Origin of the sequence: Micromonospora cynarisoli, from assembly GCF_030518815.1 — a bacterium.
GTDB lineage: Bacteria > Actinomycetota > Actinomycetes > Mycobacteriales > Micromonosporaceae > Micromonospora > Micromonospora wenchangensis.
Map to the genome: position 1 here is coordinate 3,653,902 of NZ_CP130426.1, position 15,401 is coordinate 3,669,302.

Genomic DNA, 15,401 nt, shown 5'->3' on the forward strand with positions numbered 1-15,401 from the left:
CGTTGAGTTGATCAACGACGCACCACCCGACGGGGCTTGCCCACGTTGCGCTCGGCGTACCGCCGCAACTGCTTCGAGCGGTGGTCACGGCCGAGCGCGACGAGCACCAGGTAACCGATCGCCACACCGGCCCCGGCGGCGAGGAGGTAGAGCCAGATCTGGGCGAAGAACAGCCCGGCGCCCCCACCGAACGGGTTGTTCCCGACCAGCAGCGGGCCGACGAGCACCGTCAGCAGCAGCGCCACGGCCACCGCGGCGGACACGTCGGCACCCCATTGCGCCGCCGGAACGGCCCGGCCCCAGGTGAACACCACCCCGGCCAGGATCAACCCGACCACGACGAACATGCCCAGCGAGACCCGGTCGGCGGCGGTGTCGTTCCCGTCGAAGCCGAGTTTGATGATCACCCGGGCCACCACGTTGACCGCGAACAGGGCCGCCGCGAGTACGCCGACCGCCCGCCACCGCTGTGTCATCACACGCCTCCCGCCGTACCACCCGCCCCGTCGGCGGGTCTCCTGGCAGGAATATCTACCACCGCCGGCTGTGTGTCGTCATCACCCGTCGTGCCGGCGCGGCTGCGGGCTGAGCATCTGCCGGAACGCCATCACCGCGAACGTCATCGCCCCGGTGGTGATCATCGCCAGCCCGACCCAGTTGTCCCCGGCGACCAGCAGGTCACCCTCGGCGGTACGGACCGCCGCCACCGCCATCAGCACGAACCACGGCAGCGCCGGCAACGCCACCGCCCACTTCCGGCCGACCGCCGCGTACGCGAACCAGCTCACCGCCACCGCGCCCAGGATGGTGACCAGCACCGAAACCCCGATCAGCTGCCCGCCGGCCCGGACGGTGGACAACAGCAGCCCGATCACGGCGACGAGCACCCCACCGACCACGGCGACCAGTCCGCCGACCACCCGCAGCACGACGTCGAGCAGGCGGGCCGTCCGGCCGGGCGGCGGCGGGACGGCGGTGGTCTCCTCCTCGACGACCGGCATCGGCGTGGCGGGCAGGGTCACCGGAGCCCGGCCGTCGCCGTGGCCGCCGACGCGTCACCCGCCGGGGCCGCCTGCTCCGGCCGTCGCGCCGCCGCCACCGGCCGGCCTTCCGGCAGGTCCGCCGGGGCCGGATCGATCCCGGCGAAGAGGTCGCCCTCCCAGCCGTTCGGGCCGCCTCCCGGACCGGGCTCCCCCACCGCAAGGGTGAAGTACTCCACGCCCATGAACTCCGCGCCGAAGTTGCCGGCGATCGCGTACAGCCAGGAGTTGGCCGGGATCTGGGTGGCGTGCGCCCGCATCGCCGCCTCCTTGGCGGCGTGCTGGTCGGTGGCGTCGATCCGGGCGGCGATCTGGTCGTCGGGGGTGCCGAACGGCAGGTCGTCGACGCTGTCGATGGCGGCGAAGGGGTTGTCCGACGATTCGGTGAAGTGGCTCATCCCGGCCTCCAGGACGCTGCGCGGCAGCGCCGTCCAGTAGACCTTCGCCGGGGCGATGCCCTCCGCGTCGGCCAGCTCGTGCGCGCGCACCGCCACCCGGTGCGCCTGGATGTGGTCCGGGTGACCGTAGAAGCCGTTCGGGTCGTAGGTGACCAGGACCTGCGGGCGGATCTCCCGGATGACCTCCAGGAGCAGCCCGGCGGCCTCGTCGAGGTCGGCCCGCCAGAACGCCCGGGGATGCTCGTTGGTGGGCATGCCCATCATCCCCGAGTCCCGGTAGCGGCCCGCACCGCCGAGGAACCGGTGGTCGGTGACGCCGAGCGCGGCGCAGGCGGCGGCCAGCTCGCCGATCCGGAACCCGCCGAGCTGGTCGGCCTCGGCGGCGGCGAGCTGCGCCAGCGCCGGCACGTGGATCTCGCCCTCCTCGCCGAGGGTGCACGTCACCAGCGTGACGTGGGCCCCGGCAGCGGCGTAGTGCGCCATCGTCGACCCGGTGCCGATGGACTCGTCGTCGGGGTGCGCGTGGACCAGCAGGAGGCGTCGGTCGGGCAGCGTCGTCACGACCGTCACTCTAACCGGCGGTCCGGCGGCACCGGGGCGTACGCGTCCACGCAGGTCGGCCACATCACGCCCGGCCCGGCTCTACGATCCGGGTTGTGGACTTTCCCGAGCTGGCCGCCCGTACCCGTCGGTTCAGCCACGGGGCGCCGCGCGCCGTTTCCGTGGCCGACGACGGTTCCCGGGTGGTCTTCCTCCGCTCGGGCGGCCCGCAGGACCCGGCCGACGCGCTCTGGGCGCTGGAGACCGCCTCCGCCGAGGAACGGCTGATCGCCGACCCGGCCGTGCTGCTCGGCGAGGACGCCGACCCGACGGCGCTGGCCCCGGGCGAGCGGGCGTTGCGTGAACGCCGCCGGCTCAGCGCCGCCGGCATCGGCTCGTACGCGCTGGACAGCGCGGGCCGGGTGGCGGTGTTCGCGCTGGCCGGCCGGTTGTTCCGGGCCGACCTGGTGCACGGCGACGTGATCGAGGTGACCACCGTCGGGCCGGTGATCGACCCCCGCCCCGACCCGACCGGGCAGCGCGTGGCGTACGTGACCGACGCCGCCGACGGGGTACGCCGGGGCGAGCTGCGGGTGGTCGCCCCGGACGGCACCGACTCCCTGCTGGCCGGCGAGGACGGCGGGGTGACCTGGGGTCTCGCCGAGCACGTCGCGGCGGAGGAGTTCGGCCGGTTCCGGGGCTACTGGTGGGCCCCGGACGGGCGGATGGTGCTCGCCGCCCGGGTCGACGAGTCCCGGCTGCCCCGCTGGCACCTGCACGACCCGGCGGACCCGGCGACCCCGCCGACCACCGTCGCGTACCCCCGGGCGGGTGGGCCGAACGCGGAGGTGAGCCTGCACCTGCTCGACCTGGACGACGGCTGGGTCGACGTGCACTGGGACCGGGAGACCTACCCGTACCTGACCTCCGTCGACTGGGCCGACGGCAACCCCCTGATCACCGTGCTGCGCCGGTCGCAGCAGCACGGCCTGGTGCTGGCGGTGGACCCGCGTACCGGGGAGACGCAGGTGCACGCCGAGCTGGCCGACCCGCGCTGGGTGGAGCCGATCCCCGGCACCCCGGCGCACCTGCCCGACGGCCGGGTGCTGGTCGGCGGCGAACTGGCCCACGACGGGTACGACGCCCGTTGCCTGTTCGCCGACGGCACCCTGCTCACCCCGCCCTCGCTGTACGTGCGGCGGGTGGTGGGCCGGCTGCCCTCCGGCCCCGGCCCGGCCGACCTGCTGGTGGAGGCGAGCGAGGGCGAACCGAGCCAACGGCACCTCTACCGGGTCCGTACGGTGATCGGTGGTGGGGTGGACGCCCGCCGGATGAGCAGCACCCCCGGCTGGCACACGGCGGTGGTCGGCGGGGACACCCTGGTCGTCGGCACGGCCTCGCTGGACGACGCGGGGACGACCTGGTCGGTGTGGCGCGGCGACGGCGAGGTGGCCCGGCTGCGGTCACTGGCCGCCACCCCGTCGTCGGCACCCCGGCCGATGCTGGTCCGGGTGACCGACAGGCGGTTACCGACGGCGGTGCTCTACCCGTCCGAGCACGTCAAGGGCACCCGGTTGCCGGTGCTGCTGGACGTCTACGGCGGTCCCGGCCACCAGGAGGTGGTGGCCGCCCGGTCGGCCTGGCTGGAGCGGCAGTGGTGGGCGGACTCCGGGTTCGCCGTGGTCACCATCGACAACCGGGGTACGCCGGGCGTCGCCCCGTCGTTCGAGAAGGCGATCCACCGGCGGGTGGCCGACGTGATCCTGACCGACCAGGTGGACGCGTTGACCGCGCTCGCCGGCAAGCACCCCGACCTGGACCTGGAGCGGGTGGCGATCCGGGGCTGGTCGTTCGGCGGCTGGCTGGCCGGGCTGGCGGTGCTGCGCCATCCGGAGCTGTTCCGGTGCGGCATCGCCGGCGCCCCGGTCAGCGACTGGGCGCTGTACGACACCGCGTACACCGAGCGCTACCTCGGCCTGCCCGACGACGGTATCGACGTGTACGGCCACCACTCGCTGGTGGAGCTGGCGGCGGAGCCGCTGCACCCCGGCGAGCCGGCCCGGCCGCTGCTGCTGGTGCACGGCATGGTCGACGACAACGTGGTGGCCGCGCACACGCTGCGGCTGTCGGCGGCGCTGCTGTCGACCGGCCGGCCGCACGCGGTGCTGCCGCTGACCGGGGCCACCCACATGGCGGCCGGGGGGCTGTCCGAACGCCTGCTCCGCCTGGAACTCGACTTCCTCCGTACCCACCTGGGCTGAGCCGGCTCCGCCGACCGGACCGGACGTCGGCCTGTGCCGTCGTCCCGACCGGGCTCCGGGTCTGCGCCGGCCCGGTCGCCGTGCGCAGGTCGACAAGCTGCGGTGGACGGTCTTTCCCGACCTTCTTCTCAGATCCCTCTGAAATCACCCTGCCAGGCTGGTCGGTGACCGCGTCAAGCCGAAAGGTAAGGAGTCGAGGATGACGTTCTCCCGCACCGCCCGACGGATCACCCCCGGCGCACTGGCGGCGATGCTGCTCGCCCTCGTCGGCGGCACGCCGGTCGCGGCAGCTCCGGCAACCACGGCCACGGGCACCACCTCGGCCTGGACGCTCGTCGACCTGTCGCAGCGGATCTGCGCCACCTCCGACGACCCGCGCACCCTGTACTACTTCGTCGTCCTCGACGGGACGTGGTCGTCGACGATCACCGCCAGCTACACCGGGATGCCCGCCGGAACCGAGGTGTACAGCCCGCAGAGCACGCCGCCCGGGTCCGGTGACGGCAACGTCGTGCAGATCCTCACCGCGTTCCGCCTGCACAGCGCTCCCCTCGGCCACCACGTCCCCCAGCTTCGGGCCACGGACGGCACCGTCACGCAGAGCGTCCCGGTCACCCTCGACATCCAGTCGTCCTGCTGAAGCGAGGCGGCCAGCTCGATCGATCGACACGACCGGCTTGATCGATTCGATGTCGCCGATGTTGCGGTGTCCCGTTGCCCGGACACCGCAACATCGGCCCCACAGAGTGGATCAAGCCGCACCCGCAGGTACGCCACCCGCCAACCGATCGGCAACGCGTCACCGCTCACCGCGCCACCGCCGATCCGGCACCGCCCGGGTCGTTTCCTCCACGGGTATCCGCTCCGCCTCGGCCTGCGCCAGAATCCGCTGCCGGGCCGCCTCCCACTCGGGTTCGGCAAGGACATGGACGTCAACACCGGGCCCTGGGAGTTGACCTTCCTGGACGCCTCGGCGTCCAGGGCGACGCTCGACCGCTACAACACCCCGCCCGGGTAGGCGCTGCGTCAGAGCGTGTCGTAGACGTCGCTACGGTGACCGAGGTGGACCACGAGGACGATCAACTCCTGATCGCGGATCGTGTAGACGATGCGATGGTTGCCGACGCGGATTCGGAGCAGCCCGGGATAGCCGGTGAGTGCCTTGACCTCAGCAGGGCGCGGCTCGGTGGCCAGGGCGGCGATAGCGGCGACCAGGCGCGCTTGCACAGGGCGGTCCAGTTTGCGCAGCAGCTTGGCGGCGGCGCGTTCGACGTGAACGGTGTAGGTCGGTGTGGTCACAGGCCCAACTCGCGGCGCAGTTCGGTCAGCGGAACGGGCGGGTCGCCTTCGTCGATGCGGGCCAGAGCCTCTCGGGCAGCGGCGACGTCGGCGGCATCCTCGGCGCGTTCGATCGCTTCGGCCAGCTCGGCGGGGACGATGGCGGCCAGTCGCTGCCCACGTCGGGTGACGTAGGTGATCCGCCCGGCGTAGTGGGCACGGGAGACGACGTCCGCAAGACTGTCGCGGGCATCGGAGATCGGCAGTTCGGCGGCGGGCTCGCTCATAGCCTGAATTGTACAACTCGCACGAGTCGTACGAGCGTTGACGGGCGCAGCCAGCACCACGCAGCGTGCCCACGAGAGGCGACGGGCTCCCTCCCGATCGGCGTCGGGAGGGAGCCCGGTTCCGGCTCAGTGTGACGTCACTGCTTGACGTGGGCGTTGACGAACGAGGGGTAGCCGAAGACGCTGGAGATGAACACCCCGCCCACCTTCGAGCCGTGCACGGTGTAGGCCACGTCCACGAAGAGCGGCACCACCGGGGCGTACTCCGTCATGATCCGCCGGTCGAGCTTGCCCCACTCGGGACCCTGGTCGGCCGGGGGCATGGCCTGGATGCGGTCGATCTCGGCGTTGACCGCCGGGTCGTTGAAGTACGCCTGGTTGCCGTTGCCCTCGGCCTTGATGGTGCGGCCGTCGTAGAGCACCGGCAGGATCGACGCGCCGCTGGGCCAGTCCGCGGCCCAGTTGCCGATGTAGAGGTCCCACGGGTTGTTCTTCTTCTTGATCTCGTCGAGTTTCGCGTCGTCCGGGATGTTCCGCAGGGTGATCCTGAACCCGGCGCGTTCCAGGTTGGCCTTGAGCTGGGTGCCCATCTGCTGCTCGGTGGTGTTGTCGGCCACCCCGAGGACCAGCTCCGGGGTCTTGCCGGCGAGCAGTTCCTTGGCCTTGTCGACGTCGCCGTTGGCGCCGGCCGGGTAGGCGTCGTACGCCTGGTAGCCGATGGTGGACGGCGGCATCAGGGTGGTCATCGGCTGGGCGACGGTCTGCCCGCCGAGCGCCTTGACCAGGCCGTCGCGGTCGATGGCGTAGTTGAGCGCCCGGCGGACGGCGAGGTCGGTGACCCGCTGGTTGTTGATGACCAGCTGGTTGGCGCTCGGCGTCGGCGACAGGACGCTGCGCGACTTGAGGCCCCGGTCCTGGGCGACCCGGGCCACCAGCGAGGCGGGCACGTAGTTCCAGGCCAGCGCGCTCTGGTCGGCGCCGTTGTCGGCGATCACCCGGTTGACGGCCGCGTCGGCGGTCGGCCCGAAGGTCCAGACGAACTGGTCCGGGTACTGGTGGCGGACCGGGTCGGTGGCGGCGTCCCAGTGCGGGTTGCGGTCCAGGGTGAGCTGCACCCCGGCCTGGTTCTTGGCGATCTTGTACGGCCCGGAGGAGAACGGCCGCTGGTCCAGGTCGACGCCGGTGTCCTGGTCCGGCCGCAGCGGCGCGGTGGTCGGCAGCGAGACCGCGAACGGCAGGTCACAGCGGGGCTTGGCGAACTCGAACCGCAGCGTCTTCGCGTCCGGGGTGGTCAGGCCCGGCGGCAGCGACGTCTTGTTCTTCGCGAAGTCCCACTTCGTGTCGTACTGCGGGGTGTCGGCGAGCCACTCCTGGAGGTAGGTGGGGCCGCCGGTCAGGTCGGGGTCGAAGGAACGGGCGATGCCGTACGCGATCTCCTTGGCGGTGATCGGGCTGCCGTCCTCGAACTTCACCCCGTCCTTGATGGTGAACTCCCAGACCCGGCAGTCGCTGTTCACGTTGTTGCCCGGGTTCTGCGCCAGGTCACCGACCAGGACCAGGCCGCCCCTGCCGTCGTCCTTCCAGGTGGTCAGGTAGCGGGCGAACAGCGGGTTGGCCATCAGGCCGGCGAACGAGTACGTCCGCTGCGGGTCCAGGTGGGAGATGGGGGTCTCCCGGATGATGGTGAAGGTGCCGCCCCGGGTCGCCCCGTCGATCTCGGCGGCGGGGCCCTGGGAGTCCTTCGGGTCGGTGGCGATCACCCCGGTCTGCTGCCGGTCGGTGTCCACGGTGGTGCCCTCGCCCGTGTTCTCCGAGCAGGCTCCCAACGCCACCACCAGGGCGATCGCCCCGCCCACGGCGGCTGCTGCGCGTGGTCGCATCTCCTACCTCCTCCACCCGTCCACCGGCGGAGGTGACCGCCGACGCCCGGGGATCGTCAAGAAGAAAAACTTCGGACTGTCTAGCAGATTTCGGTAACTTCCATCGTCCGACCGACCGGTCAGCGCAACCGCACCCGCGGGTCGATCGCCGCGTACAGCAGGTCCACCAGCACGTTCGCCAGCACCACGAAGACCGCCGCGATCAGCACGGTCGCCATGATGGTGGGCAGGTCACCGGCGCGGACCGCGTCGACCGCCGTACGCCCCATGCCGTTGAGGCCGAAGGTCGTCTCGGTGATCACCGTGCCGCCGAGCGCGCCGCCGACGTCCAGGCCGGCGATCGTCACCACCGGCGTGATCGCCGCGCGCAGCGCGTGCCGCCCGTACACCGTGCGTCTGGCCAGGCCCTTGGCCCGCGCGGTCCGCACGAAGTCCTCCGACAACGTCTCCAGCATCTGCGCCCGGGACAGCCGGGCGTAGATCGCGGAGAACAGGAACGCCAGCGCCAGCCAGGCCAGCACCAGCCCACCGGCCCACCGGAGCGGGTCGTCGGACAACGGCGTGTAGCTCGGCACCGGCAGCCAGCGCAGCGTGTAGACGAACACCAGCAGCAGCACCGCCCCCACGAAGTAGAGCTGCAACGACGCCCCGGCCAGCGAGAAGCCGATCGCCGCCCGGTCCAGCCAGGTGCCCCGGCGCAGCGCCGAGACCATGCCCAGGCCCACCCCGAGCAGCAGCCACAGCACCGCCGCCGGTACGACGATGCTCAACGTCACCGGCAGCACCCGGGCGATGGTGTCCGAGACCGCCTCGTTGGACACGTACGACCAGCCCAGGCAGGGTGCGTCGCACCTGCCGCCCTGGGCGCTGCCGAGGTCCCGGCCGGTCACGATGCCCTTCATGTAGCCGGCGTACTGGCTGATCAGCGGATCGCGCAGGCCCAACTCCTGACGGACCCGCTCCAGCCGTTCCGGGTTGCAGTTCTTCGGGCACATCCCGGTGACCGGGTCCCGGGGCAGGGCGAAGAACATCAGGAAGCTGAGCACGCTGACCGCGAAGAGCGTCAACGCCGCCGAGAAGAGCCGCTTGACCAGGAACCGCGCCATCGCCGGGCCTCCTACCGGGACGACTTCGGGTCGAGCGCGTCCCGCAGCGCGTCGCCGAAGAGGTTGAAGGCGAACACGAGCGCGAAGATCGTGATGCCGGGGAAGAAGACGTACGCCGGGTCGGTCTGGAGGTAGTCCAGGCTGCGGTAGATCATCCGGCCGAAGCTCGGGGTGGCGTCGGTCAGCCCGACACCGATGAACGACAGCGCCGCCTCGCTGGTGATGTACGCCGGCACCGCCAGCGAGAAGGACACCAGGATCGGCGCCCAGAGGTTCGGCAGCAGTTGCCGGAACAGCATGTGTCCCAGCCCCGCACCGCTGGCCCGTGCCGCCTCCACGAACTCCCGCTCGCGCAGCGCGATCACCTGCCCGCGTACCAGCCGGGCGGTGCTCGTCCAGCCGAACAGCGCGAAGATGGCGATCAGCACCCCGATCTGGAACGCGGCCGGCACCTCCTCGCGCTGGCCGTAGAAGCGCAGCGCGACGGTCGGCGTCAACGCCAGCGCGATGATCAGGAACGGCATCGCCAGGGTCAGGTCGGTGACCCAGTTGACCACCGCGTCCAGCCAGCCGCCCAGGTAGCCGGCGAGGGTGCCCAGCACGACACCGATCGCCGCCGTGGTCACCGCCGCCGCGAAGGCGATGAACAGCGAGGTACGCAGCCCGTGCACCATCCGGATGAAGATGTCCCGGCCCAGCCCCGGCTCCAGCCCGAACCAGTGGTCCCCGGTCACCCCGCCGGCATAGCCGAGCGGCATTCCGAACCCGTCCAGCCGGGACTGGAACTGCTCCCGGGGGCCGGTCCCGTACGCCCACTCGATCGCCGGCACGGCGAGCGCCACCAGCACGAAGAAGACCAGCATCCCGCCGCTGACCAGGCCGGTCCGGTCCCGCCGCAGCCGGGCCCAGGCGAGTTGGCCGGGCGAACGCCCGACGAACCCGGGCCCGGGGCGGTCGCCACCCGTTCCGGCCTCGGCCTCGGCCTCGGCCAGCGTCGCCGGATCGACCGGGGACACACTCATGTCGCCACCTCCTCGGCGTTCCCGTCCACCCGGCCCGCGCCACCCGCAGTGGTCGCGCCCGCTCCGGCACCGCCGGGAGCGGCCGGGGTCGGCGGTCCGGTCTCCGGGAAGTGGCAGGCGGTGGCGTGCCGCCCCCCGGCGTCGACCACCAGCACCGGTTCCTCGCGGACGCAGACGTCCTGCACCCTGGCACACCGGGTCCGGAACCGGCAGCCCGACGGCGGGTCCAGCGGCGTGGGCACGTCCCCGGTCAGTCTGATCCGCCCCGCCCCGCCCGTCGCGGTCACGTCCGGGACCGCCGACAGCAACGCCCGGGTGTACGGGTGCCGGGGCCGCCGGTAGATGTCGTCCCGGTCGCCGATCTCCACGATCCGGCCCAGGTACATCACCGCGACCCGTTGGCAGAAGTGCCGCACCACGGCCAGGTCGTGCGCGATGAACACGAACGCCAGACCGAGGTCGCGTTGCAGGTCCCGCAGCAGGTTCACCACCTGCGCCTGGATCGAGACGTCGAGCGCGGAGACCGGCTCGTCGGCAACGATCAGCCTCGGCCGCAGGGCCAGCGCGCGGGCGATCCCGATCCGCTGCCGCTGCCCGCCGGAGAACTCGTGCGGGTAGCGGTTGTAGTGCTCCGGGTTGAGCCCGACCAGCTCCAGCAGTTCCCGGACCCGCTGCCGCACCCCGCCGGGCGGGTCGATCCCGTTGACCTGCAACGGCATCGCCACGATCCGCCCGACGGTGTGCCGGGGGTTCAGCGAGGCGTACGGGTCCTGGAAGATGATCTGGAGGTCCTGCCGTAGCGGACGCAGCTCACGCCGTCGGGCGTGGGTGATGTCCCGGCCGGCGAACTCGATCGTCCCGGCGGTCGGCTCCAGCAGCCGGACCAGCATCCGGCCGGTGGTGCTCTTGCCGCAGCCGGACTCCCCCACCAGGCCCAACGCCTCGCCGGGCCGCACGTCGAAGTCCAGCCCCTCCACGGCCCGCACCAGCCCCCGGGACCGCAGTCCGGTGCGTACCGGGAAGTGCTTGGTCAACCCCCGCACCCGCAACAACGGCTCACCAGCGCTCACCGGCCCGCCCTCCGTCCGCGACCGTGGCACGTCCCCCGCGCTCATCGGGACATCCCGGCCCGGGAGACGGCCTGCTGGGAGAGGGTGACGCGGTCGTCGGCGGGGAGGTGGCAGGCGACCAGGTGGCCGTCCGCACCAGCCGGGGCGAGGCGCGGCACCTGGCTGCGGGAGCGGTCGCCGGCGTACCGGCAGCGGGGGTGGAACGCGCAGCCGGCCGGCAGGTCGATCAGCGAGGGCGGGTTGCCGGGGATGGGCACCAGGTCCGCGTCCGGGTCGCCGTGCAGCGACGGCACGCTGGAGAGCAACCCCCAGGTGTACGGGTGCTGCGGCCGGCGGAGCACCTGCGCCACGCTCCCCTGCTCGACCACCCGCCCGGCGTACATGACCAACACGTCGTCGGCGACCTGGGCGACCACCCCCAGATCGTGGGTGATCAGCACGATCGCGGTACGGAACTCGGCCTGGAGGTCGGCGAGCAGGTCGAGGATCTGGGCCTGCACCGTCACGTCCAGCGCGGTGGTCGGCTCGTCGGCGATGACCAGGGCCGGGTCGTTGACCAGCGCCATCGCGATCATCGCCCGCTGCCGCATGCCGCCGGAGAACTCGTGCGGGTACTGGTCATAGCGGCGGGCCGGCTGCGGGATGCCCACCCGGTCGAGCATCTCCACCGCACGGGCCCGCGCCGCCCGGCGCCCCGCCCGGGGGTGGTGCACCCGGTACGCCTCGGTGATCTGCCGCCCCACGCTGTAGTACGGGTGCAGCGCGGAGAGCGGGTCCTGGAAGATCATCGCCACGTCCCGGCCGCGCAGCCGGCGTACCCGGTCCTCGGGAAGGCCGACGAGTTGCCGCCCGCCGACGGTGATCGCGCCGGTGACGGTGCTGCGTCGGGGATCGTGCAGGCCGAGCACGGCAAGCGCGGTGACGCTCTTGCCGGAGCCCGACTCGCCGACGATGCCGAGTGTCCGGCCGCGCGGCACGGTGAGGGACACCCCGTCGACTGCGCGCACCACGCCGTCGGCCGTGTCGAACCGCACCCGCAGGTCGTCCACCCGCAGGTACGGGTCGTCGCCGTGCGGCTCCCGCGCGGCCGGACGGCGGTCGTCGGGTGTGCCGGGCGCGTCCGGGCGGGCGTCCGGCGGGCCGGACGGCGCTACGTGCGGACTGTCCACCACCGCCTCCTCGGGTTGTAGGGAACCTACAACAAAGAGCCGAGGCTGAAAATAAGCTACGGGGCGGGAGCTGTCGCCGGACCACAGCGTAGTCGCCGCCCGGTGTCGTCGCCGCCCGGTGTCGTCGCCGTCCGGTCGCACCCGGGTGCGTCCATGGGCGAGGTGCCAGGTGGAGGACGCCCGGCGACACGAGGTGGCGGTGACCGACCATGACCACAGCGATCCGGCCCGAGGATCTGGTGTCCTGACGGATGTCGGTGGGCTGGCCTAGGGTCGGTCCATGACCGAGTTCGACGCGGCGGCCGCAGCCGTACAGGCCGCTCTCGACGCGGGCGCCCGGTATGCCGACGCCCGGGTGATGCACCTGCGCTACGAGTCGATGTCCGCACGCAACGGCGCGATCGAGGAGCTGACCCAGGACGAGAGCCTCGGCCTGGGCGTACGCGCACTGGTCGGGTCGGGGTGGGGCTTCCACGCCGTACCCGAGCTGTCCGACCCGGCGGCCCGCGCGGCCGGGCGGCGGGCCGCGGAGGTGGCCGCCGCGAGCGCCCGGGTGGCCGGCCCACCGATCACGCTGACCCCGGCCGAGCCGGTGGTGGCGAGCTGGGCCTCCGACTGCGCGGTCGATCCGCTCGGCGTGCCGCTGTCCGACAAGGGTGACCTGCTGGTCCGGGCGACCGGGGCGGCGCGGGGGCAGGGGGCCGACCTGGCCGAGGGGCTCTACCAGATCTGGGACACCCGCAAGTGGTTCGTCTCCAGCGAGGGGCACCGCATCGACCAGCACATCCGCGAGTGCGGCGGCGGCATCTCGGCCACCTCGATCGGCGAGCACGAGACCCAGCGCCGCTCCTGGCCGAGCTACCGGGGCCAGTACGGCACCACCGGGTGGGAACTGGTCGAGTCGCTCGACCTGACCGCGCACGCCGCCCGGATCGCCGACGAGTCCCGGGCGCTGCTCACCGCCCCGGAGTGCCCGGCCGGCGAGACCGACCTGATCCTGGGCGACGAGCAGCTCGCGTTGCAGATCCACGAGTCGGTCGGGCACGCCATCGAGCTGGACCGCATCCTCGGCTGGGAGGCCGCCTTCGCCGGCACCTCCTGGCTCGGCCTGTCCCAGCTCGGGTCGCTGCGCTACGGCTCCGAGCTGATGAACGTCACCATCGACCCGACGATCCCCGGCGCGCTGGGCAGCTTCGGCTTCGACGACGAGGGCTCCCCGGCGGTCCGGCGCGACGCGGTACGCGAGGGCCGCTGGGTCGGGGTGCTCGCCGGCCGGGACTCGGCCGCCGTCGCCGGCCTGGACCACGGCGGCAGCGTACGGGCCGACGGCTGGGCCCGGCTGCCGATGGTGCGGATGACGAACGTGGGCCTGGAACCCGGGCCGCACACCCTCGACGAGATCATCGCGGCCACCGACGACGGGGTGCTGATGGACGTCAACCGGTCCTGGTCGATCGACGACCGACGGCTGAACTTCCAGTTCGGCTGCGAGATCGCCTGGGAGGTGCGCAACGGCCGACGCGGCCGGATGCTGCGCAACCCCACCTACACCGGCATCGGTCCGCTGTTCTGGCGGTCGATGGACATGCTCTCCTCCGAGATCGTCCCGTGGGGCACCCCGAACTGCGGCAAGGGCCAGCCCGGCCAGATCGGGCACACCGGGCATCCGGCGGCGCCGGCCCGGTTCCGGGGCGTCCGGGTGGGGGTGCGGGCATGACCGGCCTGCGGGACACCGGGGCGACCGAGCTGGACGTCGCCGCCCGGGTGGTGGAGCTGGTCCACGAGGTCGCCGGTCCGGCCGCCGAGGCCGAGGTCACCGTCGTCCGGCACGATCTGGCGCTGACCCGGTTCGCCAACTCGTTCATCCACCAGAACGTCGCCGAGTCGCAGGTGTCGGTCCGGCTGCGGGTGCACGTCGACGGTCGGACGGCCGCCGGGGGCGGCAGCCTGGTCGGCAGCGACGGGCTGCGGGCCCTGGTCGGGCGGACCCTCGCCGCGGCCCGGCTCTGCCCGCCCGACCCGGCCTGGCCGGGGCTGACCCCACCGTCGGCGGTGCGCTCCAACGGCCTGCTCGACGAGGCCACCGCCTACGCCGGGCCGGCGGCCCGCGCCGACCGGGTCCGGGCCTTCGTCGACGCGGTAAGCGGGCTGGAGGCGGCCGGGTACTGCCGCACCTCCTACCGGTCGGGGGCGTTCGCCAACTCGGCCGGCCAGGCGGCGCAGGGGCGCACCACCGAGGCGGCGATGGACGGCATCGCCCGGGCGGGCGGCGCGGACGGGGTGGCCCGGCTCTGCGCCGGCCGCCTCGACGAGGTGGACGGCGCGGTCCTGGGGGTTCGGGCGGCGGCGAAGGCACGGGCCGCCGCCGATCCGGTCGAGCTGCCACCGGGCCGGTACGAGGTGGTCCTCGAACCGGCCGCGGTGGCCGACCTGTTACAGAATCTCGCCTGGTACGGCTTCAACGGCAAGCGGCACGTCGAGGGCCAGTCGTTCGCCCGCCCCGGCACCGTCCAGTTCGATCCGACGGTGACCCTGGTCGACGACCCGACGTACGGCGGGGCGATGCCGTTCGACCTGGAGGGCACTCCGCGTGCGGCGCTGACCCTGGTCGAGGCGGGCACCACCCGCGCGGTGGCCCACGACCGGCGCAGCGCCGCCGGTGCGGGCACATCGTCGACAGGTCACGGGACGCCGGGCGGCGCCACCTTCGGCCCGATCCCCCGCAATCTCCGGATGTCCGGCGCAGGCGTGACGACGGCCGGCGGGGGGCCGGCCGACGGTCCGGTGGACCCGGAGGGTGACGGCGGCCCGCTCGCCGGGGCGGTGGCGGACGCGGACACCGCCGCGCTGGTCGCGCCGATGACCAAGGGGCTGCTGGTCAGCGACTTCTGGTACACCCGGGTGCTCGATCCGAAGAGCCTGGTGGTCACCGGGTTGACCCGCAACGGGGTGTGGCTGGTCGAGGACGGCGTGCCGGTGCGGGCGGTGCGGAACTTCCGGTTCACCGAGGCGTACCCCCGGGCGTTGGGGCCGGGGGCGGTGCTCGGCCTCGGTCGGCGGCCGGTCCGCCAGCCGGACCGGCTCGACGGCGGCTGGTGGGAGGGGCCGCCAATGCGGCTGGCCTCGTGGAACTTCACCGGCGGCGCGTCGGGCTGACCGGTGCCGCAGCGCCCGTGCGGCCGGCCCCGCAGCCACCTGACGCCGACGATACATTGATCTTGGCTCGGGTCTTTCCAAGGTGCGGGACACACGGGACACTGCGTTGCGCGGCCCGGCCGTGATGATCGGCGTAACGTGTGTCACTTAGCTGCGCCGATGTCCCGGCGTGGCCGCCTGCTTGCGCACGACGC

14 protein-coding genes and 1 pseudogene are annotated in these 15,401 nt (G+C 72.9%); 5 read left to right on the plus strand and 10 right to left on the minus strand.

Features of this window, described 5'->3' with window-relative positions; translation table 11 throughout:
* Positions 1-11: 11 nt before the first annotated feature.
* The 3 genes from Q2K16_RS15445 to mshB all read right to left on the minus strand — a co-directional run bounded on the left by Q2K16_RS15445 (position 12) and on the right by mshB (position 2,008).
* On the minus strand, positions 12-476 hold the full coding sequence (locus Q2K16_RS15445; RefSeq protein WP_302746258.1) for a hypothetical protein: 465 nt from the start codon (positions 474-476) through the stop codon (positions 12-14).
* 81 nt (positions 477-557) lie between these two features.
* Complete coding sequence (locus Q2K16_RS15450; protein ID WP_302746499.1) at positions 558-1,001, minus strand: hypothetical protein; 444 nt, start codon at positions 999-1,001, stop codon at positions 558-560.
* Positions 1,002-1,018: 17 nt separating this feature from the next.
* Positions 1,019-2,008 (minus strand): N-acetyl-1-D-myo-inositol-2-amino-2-deoxy-alpha-D-glucopyranoside deacetylase, encoded by a 990-nt coding sequence (gene mshB / locus Q2K16_RS15455; protein WP_302746259.1) that lies wholly within the window; start codon positions 2,006-2,008, stop codon positions 1,019-1,021.
* 86 nt (positions 2,009-2,094) lie between these two features.
* Between mshB and Q2K16_RS15460 the strand changes: the two genes are divergently transcribed.
* The 3 genes and pseudogenes from Q2K16_RS15460 to Q2K16_RS15470 all read left to right on the plus strand — a co-directional run.
* On the plus strand, positions 2,095-4,239 hold the full coding sequence (locus Q2K16_RS15460) for a S9 family peptidase (protein WP_302746260.1): 2,145 nt from the start codon (positions 2,095-2,097) through the stop codon (positions 4,237-4,239).
* A 199-nt stretch (positions 4,240-4,438) separates the two neighbouring features.
* Positions 4,439-4,879 carry a DUF5980 family protein gene (locus Q2K16_RS15465; protein ID WP_302746261.1) on the plus strand — a complete coding sequence of 147 codons (441 nt, stop codon included), beginning with the start codon at positions 4,439-4,441 and terminating at the stop codon, positions 4,877-4,879.
* A 267-nt stretch (positions 4,880-5,146) separates the two neighbouring features.
* Positions 5,147-5,257: pseudogene (locus tag Q2K16_RS15470) on the plus strand (DNA-binding protein); the annotation flags it as partial.
* Positions 5,258-5,265: 8 nt separating this feature from the next.
* Here Q2K16_RS15470 and Q2K16_RS15475 read toward each other — a convergent pair.
* The 7 genes from Q2K16_RS15475 to Q2K16_RS15505 all read right to left on the minus strand — a co-directional run bounded on the left by Q2K16_RS15475 (position 5,266) and on the right by Q2K16_RS15505 (position 11,937).
* Positions 5,266-5,538: a type II toxin-antitoxin system RelE family toxin gene (locus Q2K16_RS15475; RefSeq protein WP_302746262.1), complete on the minus strand. Its 273-nt coding sequence runs from the start codon at positions 5,536-5,538 to the stop codon at positions 5,266-5,268.
* On the minus strand, positions 5,535-5,804 hold the full coding sequence (locus Q2K16_RS15480; RefSeq protein ID WP_302746263.1) for a type II toxin-antitoxin system prevent-host-death family antitoxin: 270 nt from the start codon (positions 5,802-5,804) through the stop codon (positions 5,535-5,537). The genes Q2K16_RS15475 and Q2K16_RS15480 overlap by 4 nt, the downstream gene beginning before the upstream one ends.
* Before the next feature lie 137 nt (positions 5,805-5,941).
* A complete protein-coding gene (locus Q2K16_RS15485; protein ID WP_302746264.1) occupies positions 5,942-7,684 on the minus strand; it encodes an ABC transporter substrate-binding protein in 1,743 nt (580 codons plus the stop codon).
* A 119-nt stretch (positions 7,685-7,803) separates the two neighbouring features.
* Positions 7,804-8,790, minus strand: a complete 987-nt coding sequence (locus Q2K16_RS15490; RefSeq protein WP_302746265.1) for an ABC transporter permease — start codon at positions 8,788-8,790, stop codon at positions 7,804-7,806.
* Positions 8,791-8,801: 11 nt separating this feature from the next.
* Entirely contained in the window at positions 8,802-9,812 is a 1,011-nt protein-coding gene (locus Q2K16_RS15495; RefSeq protein ID WP_302746266.1) for an ABC transporter permease, read from the minus strand.
* The gene (locus tag Q2K16_RS15500; RefSeq protein ID WP_489671889.1) at positions 9,809-10,927 is read right to left on the minus strand and encodes an ABC transporter ATP-binding protein; all 1,119 of its coding nucleotides are present in this window, start codon (positions 10,925-10,927) and stop codon (positions 9,809-9,811) included. The genes Q2K16_RS15495 and Q2K16_RS15500 overlap by 4 nt, the downstream gene beginning before the upstream one ends.
* Complete coding sequence (locus tag Q2K16_RS15505) at positions 10,924-11,937, minus strand: ABC transporter ATP-binding protein (protein ID WP_302746500.1); 1,014 nt, start codon at positions 11,935-11,937, stop codon at positions 10,924-10,926. The genes Q2K16_RS15500 and Q2K16_RS15505 overlap by 4 nt, the downstream gene beginning before the upstream one ends.
* A gap of 394 nt (positions 11,938-12,331) precedes the next feature.
* Here Q2K16_RS15505 and Q2K16_RS15510 point away from each other — a divergent pair, with 394 nt between their 5' ends.
* Together Q2K16_RS15510 and Q2K16_RS15515 are read left to right on the plus strand one after the other, a co-directional pair.
* Entirely contained in the window at positions 12,332-13,768 is a 1,437-nt protein-coding gene (locus tag Q2K16_RS15510) for a TldD/PmbA family protein (RefSeq protein ID WP_302746268.1), read from the plus strand.
* The gene (locus Q2K16_RS15515) at positions 13,765-15,207 is read left to right on the plus strand and encodes a TldD/PmbA family protein (protein ID WP_302746269.1); all 1,443 of its coding nucleotides are present in this window, start codon (positions 13,765-13,767) and stop codon (positions 15,205-15,207) included. Before Q2K16_RS15510 ends, Q2K16_RS15515 begins: the two co-directional genes overlap by 4 nt.
* Positions 15,208-15,401 lie beyond the last annotated feature (194 nt).